A 13,603-nucleotide genomic window follows, 5' to 3' on the forward strand; every position below is an offset into this window, starting at 1 on the left:
GCCCGCTGGCAACGGTGGGCCGTAATCACCCTGATGTTGTCCTTTTTTGGTCTTAGCAGCAGCGTAAAGCCTTGCCAGAATAGCGTTAACCCCACTGAGCAAGGAGTCCTGAAATGACCCGTACCGCCCTGATTAACATCGACACCCAGCAATCCTTTTTCCACCGTGACTTCTGGCAGGATAACGACTTTCCCGCTTTCCAGCAGGCAATGTTGACGCTGATTGCCGGTTGCCAGGCGCGCGGCATTCCGCTGGTGGATATTTTTCACGTCGCCGACAGCGGCCCCTTCTCGCTGGAGAGCGGCTTCGTGAAACCGATGCCCTTTTTGCAGCACCAGGCGGATGTCACCTTCCATAAGCATGTCCACAATGCCTTTACCGATACCGGCCTCGATCGCTGGCTGCGTCAGCGCGATATCAATCATCTGATCATTTGTGGTATTCGTACGGAGCAGTGCTGTGAAACGACCGCCAGGGTGGCATCGGATCTGGGCTATCGCGTGACCTTCGTCAGCGAAGCGACGCTCACCTTCCCGATGACGCACAATGGCGTGACGCTGGATAGCCACACGCTGCGCCACCGTACGGAAACCGTGCTCGTCGGGCGCTTTGCCGCCATTAAAACCGTCCAGGAGACGCTGGAACAATAAATGTGTGATGTCTGGTTTGTGATGCTGCCCGGCGTGCTGGCGCTCGATATGGCCGGTCCGGCGGAGACCTTTGCCCAGGCGCAGGAGGCCTTTCGCCTGCACTACATCGGCCCGCAAGCGGAGGTGGCAACCTCCCTTGGCTTAACGATGGGCAACATCGCGCCGCTGCCGGAGACGTTACCGGAGGGGAGCCTGCTGGTGCTGCCCGGCGTCAGCAATTCGTCGCAGTTATTCGACACGCCGCAGGCAACGCAGGTGCGCAACTGGCTGATGCGCCTGCAACCGCTGCTCCACCGCCGGGCGATTACGCTGATGTGCGTCTGCTCCGGCGCAATGCTGGCGGCGAAAGCCGGGCTGCTTAACGGGGTGCAGTGCACGACGCATCACAATGTGATTGCCCGCTTGCAGGCGCTGGAACCGGCAGCGCTGGTCAAAGAGAACCGGATTTTTATTGAGGATCGCGGCATCTGGACCAGTGCGGGCATCACCTCAGGCATCGATCTTGCCCTGCACATTATCAACCGTTTATGCGGGCCGGCGCGTGCGCTGGCGGTGGCGCGTGAAATGGTGGTCTGGTTTCGCCGCTCCGGCGACGATCCGCAGCTTTCACCGTGGCTGCGCTATCGTAACCATCTCCATCCGGCGGTGCACCGGGCGCAGGATGCGCTGACCGCCGAGCCGCAAAAAGCCTGGCAACTGGCGGAGATTGCCGCGCAGGCTCACGTCAGCGCCCGGCATCTCACCCGTCTTTTTCAGCAGCACCTGGGGATCAGCGTGCGGGACTATCTGGAGCAGCTGCGGCTGGTGATTGCCGAGCAGGCGCTGTTACAGGGCCAGGGGGCGGAGCAGGCGGCGCTGGCCGCCGGTTTCTCCTCCCCGCGCCAGCTGCACCGGGCGCGGGCGCGTATTGCTAGCTGACAAACCGCCGCCGGTCGATGCGCTGCACCAGCATCGAGAGCGCCAGGCTTGCCGCCAGCGCCGCGCTGAAGACCCACACAATGTCGAGCAGCGGCCAGTTTTGCACCTCAACGCCGCGCGTGCGCAGCGCATGAATAATCAGCGCGTGAAAACCGTAAATACCGAGTGAGTGGCGCGAAATCAGCGCCAGCCCAGGCAGAGTGCGGCTGTTAAGCGTGTTTTTTACCAGCGTAAACAGCGCGATGGCGCAGAGAAAGACCATCGGGCCGCAGTAGAGATACCAGGTATCGGCGAAGTTGCCGCGCCATCTCAGCTCATGCAGCGTACCGCGTGAAATCGCCACTACCGCCAGCACCACTACTGCGGCGCTCAGCCAGTTCAGCGCCCGTTTTTGCGTCTCCATCATGCCGATGGCGCGCCCGAGGATGGCGTAGAGCACGTAGTAAAAGGTGTCGCCGTTGATATAGAGATTGATCGGCAGCCACTCAACGCCGTCGCTTTTTAGCGTCACCAGATTGGGGTTAGCGACAACGCCAATCACCGCAATTAGCGCCAGCAGCATCTTGCCGCTCAGGGCTTTGACCTGAATCAGGGGCGAGAGCAGGTAGATAACGATGACGGCGAAGAAGAACCACAGATGGTAAAAAATCGGCTTTTGCAGGATGTTCTTCAGCGACAGGTCGCTGTTGATCGAAGTAAACAGCACGATATAGAGCAGGGCGATGAGGCTATAAAACAGCAGGCAGAGGCCGATACGCAAAAAGTGGCGCGGCTGGGCGCTGCGTTCGCCATAAAAGAGATAGCCTGAAATCATAAAAAAGAGGGGAACGCTGACGCGCGAGGCAGAGTTGAGCAGATTGGCAACATTCCAGTCGAAGCTGGTAACGGCGGCTGGATTAGTAATGTACCAGGTGGTGGTGTGGATCATGACCACCATTAAACAGGCTATCCCGCGTAAATTATCTATCCAGTGAATTTTTGACGGCATCACTTCCTCAATTTCTTATTGTCGACAAATATCCTAAGACTGGTAATTTACCTGCGTATCTCTTTGGATAATTCTGAGTTTTCCCACGCGTGGTTGTGCACTAAGCGCAGTGCTGCACAATGGCGTTTTTGGCCGTTTACCCTATCAGCCCGCAAGGAAATGCGTAAGAAAATGATGAAGTTTACTCTGCCGTTGCTGATGTTGCTGCTGACAAGTTGCAGCGCGCCCGAGAAAATGCCGGAGCAGAAGGCGCAAACGGCACGGCCTGGCCCGACACGCTCCCTCGATATGGAGCAACTCTGCCGGGAAAACGCTGCGCACCGCTACAACACCGGGGCGGAAAAAGTGAACGTTACCGGCTTTGAACAGTATCAGGGCAGTTACGAGATGCGTGGCGTTACGCCGCGTCATGAAGCGTTTGTCTGCACTTTTGACGCTGAAGGGCAGTTTTTGCATCTTTCGATGCGTTAAGCCCCATAATACGCGCCAATGCCGCCGCTATTTCCCAATTTTCCGTAAACAACCCCGTTTCGTACTGTATATCTTGCAGTCAGCGGGTATACTGGTCGCTTCCTTTAAATCCACACGTATCCAGCACGAAATAATATGCAAAAGTTTGATACCAGGACCTTTCAGGGTCTGATCCTGACCTTACAGGATTATTGGGCTCGTCAGGGCTGCACCATCGTTCAACCTCTGGACATGGAAGTGGGTGCCGGTACTTCGCACCCGATGACCAGCCTGCGCGCGCTGGGCCCGGAGCCGATGGCAACCGCCTACGTTCAGCCTTCCCGTCGCCCGACCGATGGTCGCTACGGCGAAAACCCGAACCGCTTACAGCACTACTACCAGTTCCAGGTGGTGATTAAACCCTCTCCGGACAATATTCAGGAACTGTACCTCGGGTCACTGAAAGAGCTGGGTATGGACCCGACCATTCACGATATTCGTTTCGTGGAAGATAACTGGGAGAACCCGACGCTGGGCGCCTGGGGACTTGGTTGGGAAGTGTGGCTTAACGGCATGGAAGTGACGCAGTTCACCTACTTCCAGCAGGTTGGCGGCCTTGAGTGCAAGCCGATCACCGGCGAGATCACCTACGGTCTGGAACGTCTGGCGATGTACATTCAGGGCGTAGACAGCGTCTACGATCTGGTCTGGAGCGACGGCCCGCTGGGTAAAACCACTTACGGCGACGTGTTCCATCAAAACGAAGTGGAGCAGTCCACTTACAACTTCGAATACGCCGATGTCGACTTCCTCTTCACCTGCTTCGAGCAGTATGAGAAAGAGGCTCAGCAGCTGCTGGCGCTGGAAAACCCGCTGCCGCTGCCGGCTTACGAACGCATTCTGAAAGCCGCCCACAGCTTCAACCTGCTTGATGCGCGTAAAGCCATCTCCGTCACCGAACGCCAGCGCTACATTCTGCGCATCCGTACGCTGACCAAAGCAGTCGCTGAAGCCTATTACGCTTCCCGTGAAGCCCTTGGCTTCCCGATGTGCAACAGAAATAAATAAGAGGCGGCCATGTCAGAGAAAACATTCCTGGTGGAAATCGGCACCGAAGAGCTGCCACCAAAAGCCCTGCGCAGCCTGGCTGAGTCCTTCGCTGCCAACTTTACCGCTGAACTGGATGCGGCAGGCGTTGCCCACGGCGAGGTTAAGTGGTTCGCCGCGCCGCGCCGTCTGGCGCTGAAAGTGGCGAATCTTGCCGCTGCGCAGCCGGATCGCGAAGTTGAAAAACGCGGCCCGGCCATCGCCCAGGCGTTCGACGCGGAAGGCAAACCGAGCAAAGCGGCTGAAGGCTGGGCGCGCGGCTGCGGTATCACCGTCGATCAGGCCGAGCGTCTGACCACCGACAAAGGCGAATGGCTGCTCTATCGCGCCCATGTGAAAGGCGAAAGCATCGAAACGCTGCTGCCGAACATGATCGCCACCTCGCTTAGCAAACTGCCAATCCCGAAACTGATGCGCTGGGGCGCGTCGGACGTGCACTTTGTGCGTCCGGTTCACACCGTTACCCTGCTGCTGGGCGATCAGCTGGTTCCGGCAACGATCCTTGGCATTCAGTCCGATCGCGTCATTCGCGGCCACCGCTTTATGGGCGAGCCGGAGTTCACCATCGACAACGCCGATCAGTACCCGCAGATCCTGCTGGAGCGCGGCAAAGTGATGGCGGATTACGCCGAGCGTAAAGCCAAAATCAAAGCGGACGCTGAAGATGCGGCGCGTAAGATTGGCGGTACTGCCGATCTGAGCGACAGCCTGCTGGAAGAGGTCACCTCTCTGGTTGAGTGGCCGGTGGTGTTGACCGCGAAGTTCGAAGAGAAATTCCTCGCCGTTCCGGCAGAAGCCCTGGTCTACACCATGAAGGGTGACCAGAAGTACTTCCCGGTGTATGGCAACGACGGCAAACTGCTGCCAAATTTCATCTTCGTCGCCAATATCGAGTCGAAAGATCCGCAACAGATTATCTCCGGTAATGAAAAAGTGGTGCGCCCGCGTCTGGCGGATGCCGAGTTCTTCTTCAATACCGACCGTAAAAAACGCCTGGAAGATCACCTGCCGCGTCTGCAAACCGTGCTGTTCCAGCAGCAGCTCGGCACGCTGCGCGACAAGACCGATCGTATTCAGGCGCTGGCGGGCTGGATTGCCGGTCAGATTGGCGCAGATGTGAACCACGCCACGCGCGCGGGTTTGCTCTCCAAGTGCGACCTGATGACCAACATGGTGTTTGAGTTTACCGACACCCAGGGCGTGATGGGCATGCACTATGCGCGTCACGACGGCGAAGCGGAAGACGTTGCCGTCGCGCTGAACGAGCAGTATCAGCCGCGCTTTGCCGGTGACGAGCTGCCGTCTAACCCGGTGGCTTGCGCCGTGGCGATTGCCGATAAGATGGATACCCTCGCGGGGATCTTCGGTATCGGCCAGCATCCGAAAGGCGATAAAGACCCGTTCGCGCTGCGTCGTGCCGCGCTGGGCGTGCTGCGTATTATCGTTGAGAAGAACCTGGCGCTGGATCTGCAAACCCTGACCGAAGAGGCGGTGCGTCTCTACGGCGATAAGCTGACGAACGCCAAAGTGGTCGACGATGTGATCGACTTTATGCTGGGCCGCTTCCGCGCCTGGTATCAGGACGAAGGCTACAGCGTAGATACCATTCAGGCGGTGCTGGCGCGCCGTCCGACCAAACCGGCCGATTTCGACGCGCGTATGAAGGCGGTTTCCCACTTCCGTACGCTGGAGGAAGCGGCGGCGCTGGCGGCAGCCAACAAGCGCGTCTCCAACATCCTGGCGAAATCTGACGAAACGCTGAATGAGAACGTGCAGGCGGCGGTGCTGAAAGAGGCCGCAGAGATTAAGCTGGCAGGCAACGTGGTGGTTCTGCGCGATACCCTGCAGCCGTTCTTTGCCGAAGGGCGCTATCAGGAAGCGTTGATCGAGCTGGCGCAGCTGCGCGAGCCGGTGGATGAGTTCTTTGAGAACGTGATGGTGAACGCCGACGATAAAGAGGTGCGCATCAACCGCCTGACGCTGCTGGCGAAACTGCGTGAACTCTTCCTGCAGGTGGCAGATATCTCGCTGCTGCAGTAATCGTTCAGTCGATAAAAAACCCGCTACGGCGGGTTTTTTTATGCCCCGATGTTGCCGGGGAGCGTGGTGCCGCATGGGGCCATTAGCCGCGCTAAATCGTAGGCCGGATAAGGCGTAGCCGCCATCCGGCAAAGCAGACGGTTCGGAACTGCCATCCGGCAACAGCACCCAACTCAGCGGCGTGGCGCGTGGGTGAATCGGCGAAAGGCATTACTGACGCGGACGGTGTTGCGCCCGGCGCGTTTCGCCTCGTAAAGGGCGTTATCGGCGCTCTGGATCAGCTGCCCATATTCGGTATGGTTCTGCTGACACAGGCTGGCGACGCCGATACTGACGCTGACGCAGCCATCCGGTGAACTGGCGTGGGGAAGCTCAAGGCGCTGCACGCTGGTGCGCAGCTTCTCTGCCAGCTCCACCGCCGCTGCCGAGCGCGTTTCCGGCAACAGAGCGCAAAACTCCTCGCCGCCGTAGCGAAACAAGATCTCATTCGGGTTGCAGAGCGTGCTGCGCATCGCCGACGCAATCTGCTGCAGGCACTCGTCGCCGTGCTGGTGGCCATAGCTGTCGTTGTAGGACTTGAAGTAGTCCACATCGATCAACAGCAGCGACAGCGGTTTGTTATTACGCTTGCTGGCGCGCCACTCGCGCTCAATGCAGAGATCGAAATAGCGGCGGTTGCCGACGCCCGTCAGGCCATCCGACAGGGATTGCGACAACAATTCATGGGCCTGATCGCGCAGCAGCGACTCACGGCGTACTGCCGCAGTGACATCGACAATCTGAATCAGGCAGTAACGCTCGGCATCGCCGAGTGGAACAATGGTCACCGCCTGGCTCAGACGGGCGGTTGGCCGCGCCGGTTCCGCATAGAGCGGAAAAGGGGAGCGGTGTAGCGATTGTGAAAGCAGGGAAGATAAATTGTGACCAATGGCCTGACGGATCGCATCGCCAACGCGGTGATAGGTCAGGTCCGGGAAGACGGAAAAAAAGTCTTCGCCAACGGTGTCGCTGGCCGCCCGCCCGGTATGCGTCTCTAACCACGCATTCCACAGCGCGATACGGTACTGCGCATCCACGAGGATGACACCGAGGCTGAGGGCTGAAAACGCATCCAATAACAACTTATCTTTCATGATTAATGCATTCCGCTGGGAACACTACCGGATTCTAAACGGCTGATATAAAGCCGAACCTGCTCGCGTAAGTCGCACAGAGCGGACATATCGAGGATAAACGCGAGATAGCCTTGGATCTGCTGACGCTCGAGCGCAAAATCAATGCGCAGCATCATCACCAGCGGATCGTTCTCATCTTTTTCCGGGTTGAGGATCTCTTCGCTGCTGCCAACCCGCACCACCGGCAGCGACCCTTGTAGCTCTTTCTGGAACATATTTGCCAGCGTGCCGACGCAGGCGTTGAGCACGATATTGCCGATCTCGCTCATCGCTTCGCGCTCCATCTCGCCCAGTTCATGCGCCGGGATCAGATCGCCGACCATCATGCGCACGATTTCGAAACTGGCGGCTTCCGGAAACATCAGAATCGCTTCGGTAGCATAGGCCCCTTCGTAATGCTGGCTAATGCCGAACAGCGATACGCCAGCCCCCATCTCGTCGGCCGCTTTCGAGCGCGGCGTAAAGCGGATGGTCGGCACCGACATGCGCACCTCTTCGTTGACGATATTGCTCATCGCCGCCGCTGCGTGGCCGACGCCGATGTTGAAGATCTCCATCAGGCTGTCCGCTTCAATCTCGCTGATATCGGGCAACTCGGTCATGGCTGGCTCTCCAGGCTCTTCAGCATGGCGTGCAGCTGCGGCTCTTTCAGCGGTTTTGGCAGAAAGCCAAGGCCCATCTCTTCGGCGGCAGCCTGCACGGAGTTCTGCACGTTTGCGGTGAGCAGCACAATGTGGGTCTGCGGGTGGGTCTGACGCAGGCGTGACGCCGCTTCAATGCCGCCAATGCCGGGCATGTTCACATCAAGCAGAATCAAATAGGGAGTGTTCGCCGCGGCGTGGGCAATCGCCTCTTCGCCCGTACCGGCTTCATCAATGCTCCAGTCGCTGTGCAAGTTAAGAACATACTGGCGGGAAATCATGCGTGACAGGCGGCTGTCATCGACAATCAGAATATATCTGGACATCATTCATTCTCATTTTAGGATTCAGGGCCTGAAACCAGAACAATGCTTTACTTCCGGACCTCCTCCCTGAGCACTACTGAACGATATGCCACCGTTATGCGTTTTGGGTAACGCGCGGTTTTATCGTCTCCTTTCTGAAATGGCGATCCTGGATTGCACGCATGGCCTGCTACTTTCAGTTAAGTCACCTTATTCATCGGCAATATTGCGCAAACAATTAGCCCTCAATTTTGCGCGCTGCGACGTAAAGATGAAAATTTGACCTTGAAACTGGCCTGGCTCTCTGGCTATCCTGTGCGGCGACGAACTTCTCGTCTCACTGGAGCGCACCCGGAAAATGAACAAACACGACTGATGAATCCACTACCTTGTTAAACGCTCGCGCGTTGGCAAGGCCGTTAACGATCTCATTCAGGAGTGCTTATGGCTCATTGTGCGCAGTCACCCGCCTTTATTTTGCATCAGGTCACCTGTCAGTTTGCGACGGGCGAGACCCTTTTCGGCCCGCTGAATTTAACCCTCGACGCCTCGCTGTGCGGGCTGGTCGGGCGTAACGGCGTCGGCAAAACCCAGCTTTTACGCCTGCTTGCTGGGCAAAGCCAGCCCGCATTCGGGCATATCGAATCCGCAGTGGGCTGGGCGTATGTCGCGCAGCAACACACCCTCTCTGCGCACACCACCCTGGCGCAACTGCTCGGTTATGGCGAAATCTTTGCCGCGCTGGAGCGCGTGTTGCAGGGGCGCTATCAGCCCGCGGATCTGGAGTTACTCGACGGTCAGTGGGATCTGCCTGAGCGGCTTGAGGCCGCCTTTTCGCAGGCCAACCTGCCACCGTTCGCGCCGGACAATCCCGCGGCGGCTTTAAGCGGCGGCGAGCGCGTTCGGGCGCTGCTCTGCGGCGCGTTTATGACCGGCGCGGATTACCTGTTACTGGATGAACCGACTAATCACCTTGATGGCGAAGGGCGGGCATGGTTTAGCGACCAGCTCCGGCAGCATAAAGGCGGGGCGCTGATCGCCACTCACGACCGGCAATTGCTCGGCGAGATGTCGCGCATTGTTGAACTGACGCCCGCCGGGCTTCGCAGCTACGGCGGCAATTACGCTGATTATGAGCAGCAGCGCGACGCGCAGCAGCAGGCCGCCCGCGCGATGCTGGATCATGCCGCCGTTGAGCGTCGGCGAGCGCGCAGCCGAATGCAGAAGGAGCACGACGCCAGCCTGCGGCGTTCGGCGAAAACGCTGCGCACCGTCGATACCCTCAACATCGCCTCCTTTGAGCGGGTGAAATATAAAAACCTCGCCAAAGAGCGCCCGGCGAGCTGGCGCAAGCAGCATCAACAACAAAATGAGGTACTTAATGCTGCGGTCACCGAGGCGCGTGAGCGAGTAGAGGAGGAGATGCCGGTGCTGTTTACGCTACCCGGCAGCCAGGTGCCGCCGGGCAAACAGGTGCTGGTGCTCGACGAGGTGGTGCTGCCGCACATCGCGCTTTCTCCCCTGAGCCTGCGCATCGACGGCCCGCTGCGCGTCGCCATTCGTGGGCCAAATGGCTGCGGTAAGTCGACGCTGCTAAAGGCGATCCTCGGTGAGTTAGCGCCGCTGGCAGGCGAATGCCACCGCTCGGTCAGCTGCGCCTGGCTTGATCAGCATCTCTCGCGGTTTGATCTCTCGTTATCGGTGCTTGAGCACCTTCAGCGAGGCAACTCACTGCTGGAGGAGGGGGTGCTGCGCAGCCGTCTGGCGCAGTTACAGCTGGGCGCGGAGAAGGTGATGTTGCCGCTGGCGGCCCTGAGCGGCGGCGAGCGGTTGAAGGCGGCGCTTGCCTGCGTGCTCTGGCAGCGCGATGCCACGCAGCTGTTACTGCTCGACGAGCCGACCAACCATCTCGATCTCGCCTCCACCCGCGCGATTGAAGCGGCGCTGGCGGATTTTCCCGGCGCGATGCTGGTGGTGTCGCATGATGAGGCGTTTCTTGCCGGGCTTGGGCTGACGCACAGCCTGACGTGGCAGGCCAGCGGATGGTGCTGGCAGCAAGCGTGAGCGGGCAACCAATTCTCGTAGTCAATCCTGCTCTAAACTTGAGTGATGAAAATAAACGCGATACGGTGGCCTGCTGTTAATAAGAAGTAACATAAGTGAAAGCGATAGATATGCTCACGCTGTTTAGCCCGGGCTCGACAGCTTCTGCTATGCCTCCGCCACAAGGAAACGATGATGAATCTGCCAGGAATGAACCCCGAAAGAAATCTGCCGGGGTATGAATTTGCCCGTATGACCGGTGCAGGAGCGAGTGATTTTGATTTTAAAGCCCTCGGCGCCGCAATGGATTGTACCCGTGAATTTGCCGACGCAGGCATCATCTATGCCGATGGCCCCGAGCGTTACCTGGTGCGTCCGAGTAAACGCCATCCCAACGGGCAGAGCGGCATCGTCACTCACGTTATCGTCACCAAAGCCGCCGCCCAGCCGACCAACTCCAGCAACGGTAAAGCGCTGACGGAAGCGGTCTCTGCAACGTCGATGGGCACTGAGATCGCCTCGACGGTGCTCTCCTGCGGGGCGATGCTTATCACCGCGGGCGTGATGGCCGCCGGTACCGTCGCCACACCGCTCACCGCGGGCGGCAGCACCGTGCTGGTGGCGATTGGCTATGCGGGCACGGCGGCGACCGGTTTGCAGTGCCTTAACGGCATCTACCGCGTGTACGATCTGGTAGAGAACGGCGGTGAAAACGTCGCCTGGCTTGATTCCCAGGAGTGGTATGTCGCCACTTCAACCTCGCTGGATCTTGTCTCACTGGCGAGCGCCGGTGGCGCGCTGAAAGAGGCGCTGGCAACCTGGAAAGCGATGAAGTCGGTCTCCTCGCTGAAAGCGACGCAGTGGCTGAAAGAGTATCCGCGCCAGGATCGCGCCCGTCTGACGGAGCTGATTATCCGCGCGCAGAACCCCGGTATCAGCAATAAAGGCATCAAGGCCGCCATCCGCGCCGGGCTCTATCCGAAACGCTTCCCCGTCGAGCCGGTTCAGGTTGAGCTGACCCGCCAGTTGGGCCAGGTGGTGACCAGCGCAGCGGCACTGGCAGGCAGCGCGGTGAGTGGCGTTATTGCCGCACCGGGCAACGTGCCGCGCACCGGGCGCTATATCGTCGGGACCATTCAGTCGCTGGCGGTGATCTGATGTCGTTGTTGAGCTGGCTGACAGGATCGGTGTTCTACGATTTATGGCAGCACGGGCGTGAAATCGAGCCGCTGATCGCGCGCAAAGATGAACGCGTCCTGTCGCGCTCCACGCCCGAGCTGGAGCGCCATTTTGACAAAACCGCCGTCGAGCAGCCGCGCCAGAACGGCTTCCCGGTGGCATTTGTGATGCTGCTGCTGCTGGTGGCGTTTGCGCTCAATCTGCTTTCTCTGCTGCGCCTCTTGCCGGGGCTGACGCCGCCGCTGCACGCACTCGCCTTTTTTGCCCCTGCGCTGGTGGTGCTGGCGACCACCATTAGCAGCATGTTTATGCTGGCGCGCGGCTTTAGCGCCGGGCTTGCCGGTTTCGCGTATCTCTTTAGCGGCTTGCTGCTGGTCACCGTGGCGCAGTTGGTGATTAATCTGCTGACGGGCGGCGGCGCGGCGATACCGTTGCTGATTGCATTGGCGGCATTAGTCGGGTGTCGGCGGTTGCTTAATGGCGAAGGGGTTGTGGTGTTTGCGCTCTACTGTCGAACAGCGCGTCTGACTAGAGTGGCGAGGACGTTGCGGTTGAAGTCTCGTTAAGGCGGGAAAAACATAAACCCCCGGCGTGGCGGGGGCTCTGACCGTTGCAGCTTAGTCAATAAGCTGCTTGCTGAGCATCGGATTCGAATGAATCAGGCGCATCAGTTTCATCTCGGTGGCGGTGGGTGTTATACGTTGTGATTCCCACTCATGCACCATTGAGACAGAGACTCCCATCGCACGAGCGAAGTCATCAATCTTCAGACCGGTTCCACGTCGCAATTGTTCAAAGTCACTAAAGGAATTCGGCTTCTTGCTCAGGGTTCCCGTCTGCGCAACATCTTTCTTAAATACGATCTGTTCGAGACTGCTCATCAGTTCAAACATCGGGTCTTTGTACTCCATTGAGCACTCCTCATAAAATCACACAGCGGATATCGTGATACAGCCTGATAAGAGTAGTCGGAAAAAAACCTGGCGTATGATTTCGCCAGTGATTATTTACGTTGTAAGCGGGGTAGATGTGCTCAAAATGCACCTTCTGCCGCTTAAGTTTTGTTTAATTGATTGATTAATAAGAGAGCGATTTTGCTCGGTATAAATTTGTAAATCGTCAGCAAAAATTTGGATTAAGAATAATCTGACCGCGATCACGGAAAATATCGTGCCAAAACGGATCCGCACGCTTTTGTGTGTAATGAAGGGGTATCTTGCGAGGCTGACCTGGACTATCCTTGTAGGCCGTTGGGCACGCGTGTGCCGAGAAGCGGTTTTATGGGTGAAAGGAGTAATAAAATGGCGACAGGACAGTCCTGCTCTCGCTGGTTTGCGTCTCTTGCGGCGCTATTAATGGTGGTAAGCCTGAGTGGGTGTTTTGATAAAGAAGGCGATCAACGTAAAGCGTTTATCGATTTCCTGCAGAATACGGCAATGCGCAGCAGCGAACGTCTGCCAGCGCTGACGGCGGATCAGAAAAAACAGTTCGGCCCGTTTGTCTCTGATTATGCGGTTATCTATGGCTATTCCCAGCAGGTGAACCAGGCGATGGATTCCGGTCTGCGCCCGGTCGTTGATAGCGTTAACGCCATCCGCGTGCCGCAGGATTATATGACGCAGCGCGAGCCGCTTCGCCAGGCCAACGGTTCGCTCGGCGTGCTGAGCCAGCAGTTGCAAAACGCAAAAATGCAGGCCGATGCCTCCCATGCCGCGCTCAAGCAGGCAGACGATCTGAAACCGGTCTATGACCAGGTTTACACCAAAGTGGTGACCAACCCGGCTAACGCGCTGCAACCGCTGATCCCGGCGGCGCAGGTCTTCACCCAGCAGCTGGTGCAGGTGGGCGACTTTATCGCGCAGCAGGGCACGCAGGTGAGCTTTACGGCGAACGGCATTCAGTTCCCGACCTCCGAGCAGGCCAGCCAGTATAACGCGCTGATTGGGCCGCTGGCGGCGCAACATCAGGCCTTTACCCAGGCCTGGACGGCAACCGTCTCAGGAATGAAATAAGTAATAAGGCTACGGTGAAGCGCGGTTGCTAATGGCTGGCGCTTCATCTACAAAATCAGGGCCTGAAAGGAACGACCGGATACGGGGCGTTCCGC

General features: G+C 58.3%; 14 protein-coding genes. 9 read left to right on the top strand and 5 right to left on the bottom strand.

Annotated features, from left to right (window positions below; all coding sequences use genetic code 11):
• Positions 1–113 precede the first annotated feature (113 nt).
• A complete protein-coding gene (locus IAE48_RS15560; protein WP_200134903.1) occupies positions 114–650 on the top strand; it encodes an isochorismatase family protein in 537 nt (178 codons plus the stop codon).
• Positions 651–1,568 carry a GlxA family transcriptional regulator gene (locus IAE48_RS15565; protein ID WP_233631606.1) on the top strand — a complete coding sequence of 306 codons (918 nt, stop codon included), beginning with the start codon at positions 651–653 and terminating at the stop codon, positions 1,566–1,568.
• Here IAE48_RS15565 and IAE48_RS15570 read toward each other — a convergent pair.
• On the bottom strand, positions 1,561–2,556 hold the full coding sequence (locus tag IAE48_RS15570; protein ID WP_200134904.1) for an acyltransferase: 996 nt from the start codon (positions 2,554–2,556) through the stop codon (positions 1,561–1,563). The two genes, IAE48_RS15565 and IAE48_RS15570, sit on opposite strands and share 8 nt — an antisense overlap.
• A gap of 171 nt (positions 2,557–2,727) precedes the next feature.
• Here IAE48_RS15570 and IAE48_RS15575 point away from each other — a divergent pair, with 171 nt between their 5' ends.
• From IAE48_RS15575 to glyS, 3 genes are all read left to right on the top strand, one after another.
• Positions 2,728–3,027, top strand: coding sequence for a YsaB family lipoprotein (locus tag IAE48_RS15575; RefSeq protein ID WP_200134905.1), 300 nt, complete (start codon positions 2,728–2,730; stop codon positions 3,025–3,027).
• Positions 3,028–3,162: 135 nt separating this feature from the next.
• Positions 3,163–4,074, top strand: coding sequence for a glycine--tRNA ligase subunit alpha (gene glyQ, locus IAE48_RS15580; RefSeq protein WP_042718627.1), 912 nt, complete (start codon positions 3,163–3,165; stop codon positions 4,072–4,074).
• Positions 4,075–4,083: 9 nt separating this feature from the next.
• Entirely contained in the window at positions 4,084–6,153 is a 2,070-nt protein-coding gene (glyS, locus tag IAE48_RS15585) for a glycine--tRNA ligase subunit beta (protein WP_200134906.1), read from the top strand.
• A gap of 173 nt (positions 6,154–6,326) precedes the next feature.
• Here the strand turns inward: glyS and IAE48_RS15590 are convergent, their stop codons facing one another.
• Genes IAE48_RS15590 through IAE48_RS15600 form a run of 3 tightly spaced genes read right to left on the bottom strand, consistent with a single transcriptional unit; the run spans position 6,327 to position 8,298 of the window.
• A complete protein-coding gene (locus IAE48_RS15590; RefSeq protein ID WP_200134907.1) occupies positions 6,327–7,286 on the bottom strand; it encodes a GGDEF domain-containing protein in 960 nt (319 codons plus the stop codon).
• 2 nt (positions 7,287–7,288) lie between these two features.
• Positions 7,289–7,930 carry a chemotaxis protein CheC gene (locus IAE48_RS15595; RefSeq protein WP_042718620.1) on the bottom strand — a complete coding sequence of 214 codons (642 nt, stop codon included), beginning with the start codon at positions 7,928–7,930 and terminating at the stop codon, positions 7,289–7,291.
• A complete protein-coding gene (locus IAE48_RS15600) occupies positions 7,927–8,298 on the bottom strand; it encodes a response regulator (protein WP_054802698.1) in 372 nt (123 codons plus the stop codon). Before IAE48_RS15600 ends, IAE48_RS15595 begins: the two co-directional genes overlap by 4 nt.
• 420 nt (positions 8,299–8,718) lie before the next feature.
• Between IAE48_RS15600 and IAE48_RS15605 the strand changes: the two genes are divergently transcribed.
• From IAE48_RS15605 to IAE48_RS15615, 3 genes are all read left to right on the top strand, one after another.
• A complete protein-coding gene (locus IAE48_RS15605; RefSeq protein WP_200134908.1) occupies positions 8,719–10,338 on the top strand; it encodes an ABC-F family ATP-binding cassette domain-containing protein in 1,620 nt (539 codons plus the stop codon).
• A gap of 174 nt (positions 10,339–10,512) precedes the next feature.
• Positions 10,513–11,475 carry a hypothetical protein gene (locus IAE48_RS15610; RefSeq protein ID WP_042718613.1) on the top strand — a complete coding sequence of 321 codons (963 nt, stop codon included), beginning with the start codon at positions 10,513–10,515 and terminating at the stop codon, positions 11,473–11,475.
• Complete coding sequence (locus tag IAE48_RS15615) at positions 11,475–12,062, top strand: hypothetical protein (RefSeq protein WP_200134909.1); 588 nt, start codon at positions 11,475–11,477, stop codon at positions 12,060–12,062. The genes IAE48_RS15610 and IAE48_RS15615 overlap by 1 nt, the downstream gene beginning before the upstream one ends.
• Positions 12,063–12,113: 51 nt before the next feature.
• Here the strand turns inward: IAE48_RS15615 and IAE48_RS15620 are convergent, their stop codons facing one another.
• Positions 12,114–12,407 carry an HTH-type transcriptional regulator gene (locus IAE48_RS15620; RefSeq protein ID WP_042718609.1) on the bottom strand — a complete coding sequence of 98 codons (294 nt, stop codon included), beginning with the start codon at positions 12,405–12,407 and terminating at the stop codon, positions 12,114–12,116.
• A gap of 390 nt (positions 12,408–12,797) precedes the next feature.
• Between IAE48_RS15620 and IAE48_RS15625 the strand changes: the two genes are divergently transcribed.
• Entirely contained in the window at positions 12,798–13,508 is a 711-nt protein-coding gene (locus IAE48_RS15625) for a DUF3053 domain-containing protein (protein ID WP_042718608.1), read from the top strand.
• The last annotated feature ends 95 nt before the right edge of the window (positions 13,509–13,603 follow it).

It is taken from the genome of Kosakonia sp. S57, from assembly GCF_016516575.1.
Classification (GTDB): domain Bacteria; phylum Pseudomonadota; class Gammaproteobacteria; order Enterobacterales; family Enterobacteriaceae; genus Kosakonia; species Kosakonia cowanii.

Bases quoted from the DNA above. Each gene is read 5' to 3' on its own strand.
- IAE48_RS15560 (WP_200134903.1), top strand. From the start codon at position 114: ATGACCCGTACCGCCCTGATTAACATCGACACCCAGCAATCCTTTTTC.
- IAE48_RS15565 (WP_233631606.1), top strand. From the start codon at position 651: ATGTGTGATGTCTGGTTTGTGATGCTGCCCGGCGTGCTGGCGCTCGAT.
- IAE48_RS15570 (WP_200134904.1), bottom strand. From the start codon at position 2,556: ATGCCGTCAAAAATTCACTGGATAGATAATTTACGCGGGATAGCCTGT.
- IAE48_RS15575 (WP_200134905.1), top strand. From the start codon at position 2,728: ATGATGAAGTTTACTCTGCCGTTGCTGATGTTGCTGCTGACAAGTTGC.
- glyQ (WP_042718627.1), top strand. From the start codon at position 3,163: ATGCAAAAGTTTGATACCAGGACCTTTCAGGGTCTGATCCTGACCTTA.
- glyS (WP_200134906.1), top strand. From the start codon at position 4,084: ATGTCAGAGAAAACATTCCTGGTGGAAATCGGCACCGAAGAGCTGCCA.
- IAE48_RS15590 (WP_200134907.1), bottom strand. From the start codon at position 7,286: ATGAAAGATAAGTTGTTATTGGATGCGTTTTCAGCCCTCAGCCTCGGT.
- IAE48_RS15595 (WP_042718620.1), bottom strand. From the start codon at position 7,930: ATGACCGAGTTGCCCGATATCAGCGAGATTGAAGCGGACAGCCTGATG.
- IAE48_RS15600 (WP_054802698.1), bottom strand. From the start codon at position 8,298: ATGATGTCCAGATATATTCTGATTGTCGATGACAGCCGCCTGTCACGC.
- IAE48_RS15605 (WP_200134908.1), top strand. From the start codon at position 8,719: ATGGCTCATTGTGCGCAGTCACCCGCCTTTATTTTGCATCAGGTCACC.
- IAE48_RS15610 (WP_042718613.1), top strand. From the start codon at position 10,513: ATGAATCTGCCAGGAATGAACCCCGAAAGAAATCTGCCGGGGTATGAA.
- IAE48_RS15615 (WP_200134909.1), top strand. From the start codon at position 11,475: ATGTCGTTGTTGAGCTGGCTGACAGGATCGGTGTTCTACGATTTATGG.
- IAE48_RS15620 (WP_042718609.1), bottom strand. From the start codon at position 12,407: ATGGAGTACAAAGACCCGATGTTTGAACTGATGAGCAGTCTCGAACAG.
- IAE48_RS15625 (WP_042718608.1), top strand. From the start codon at position 12,798: ATGGCGACAGGACAGTCCTGCTCTCGCTGGTTTGCGTCTCTTGCGGCG.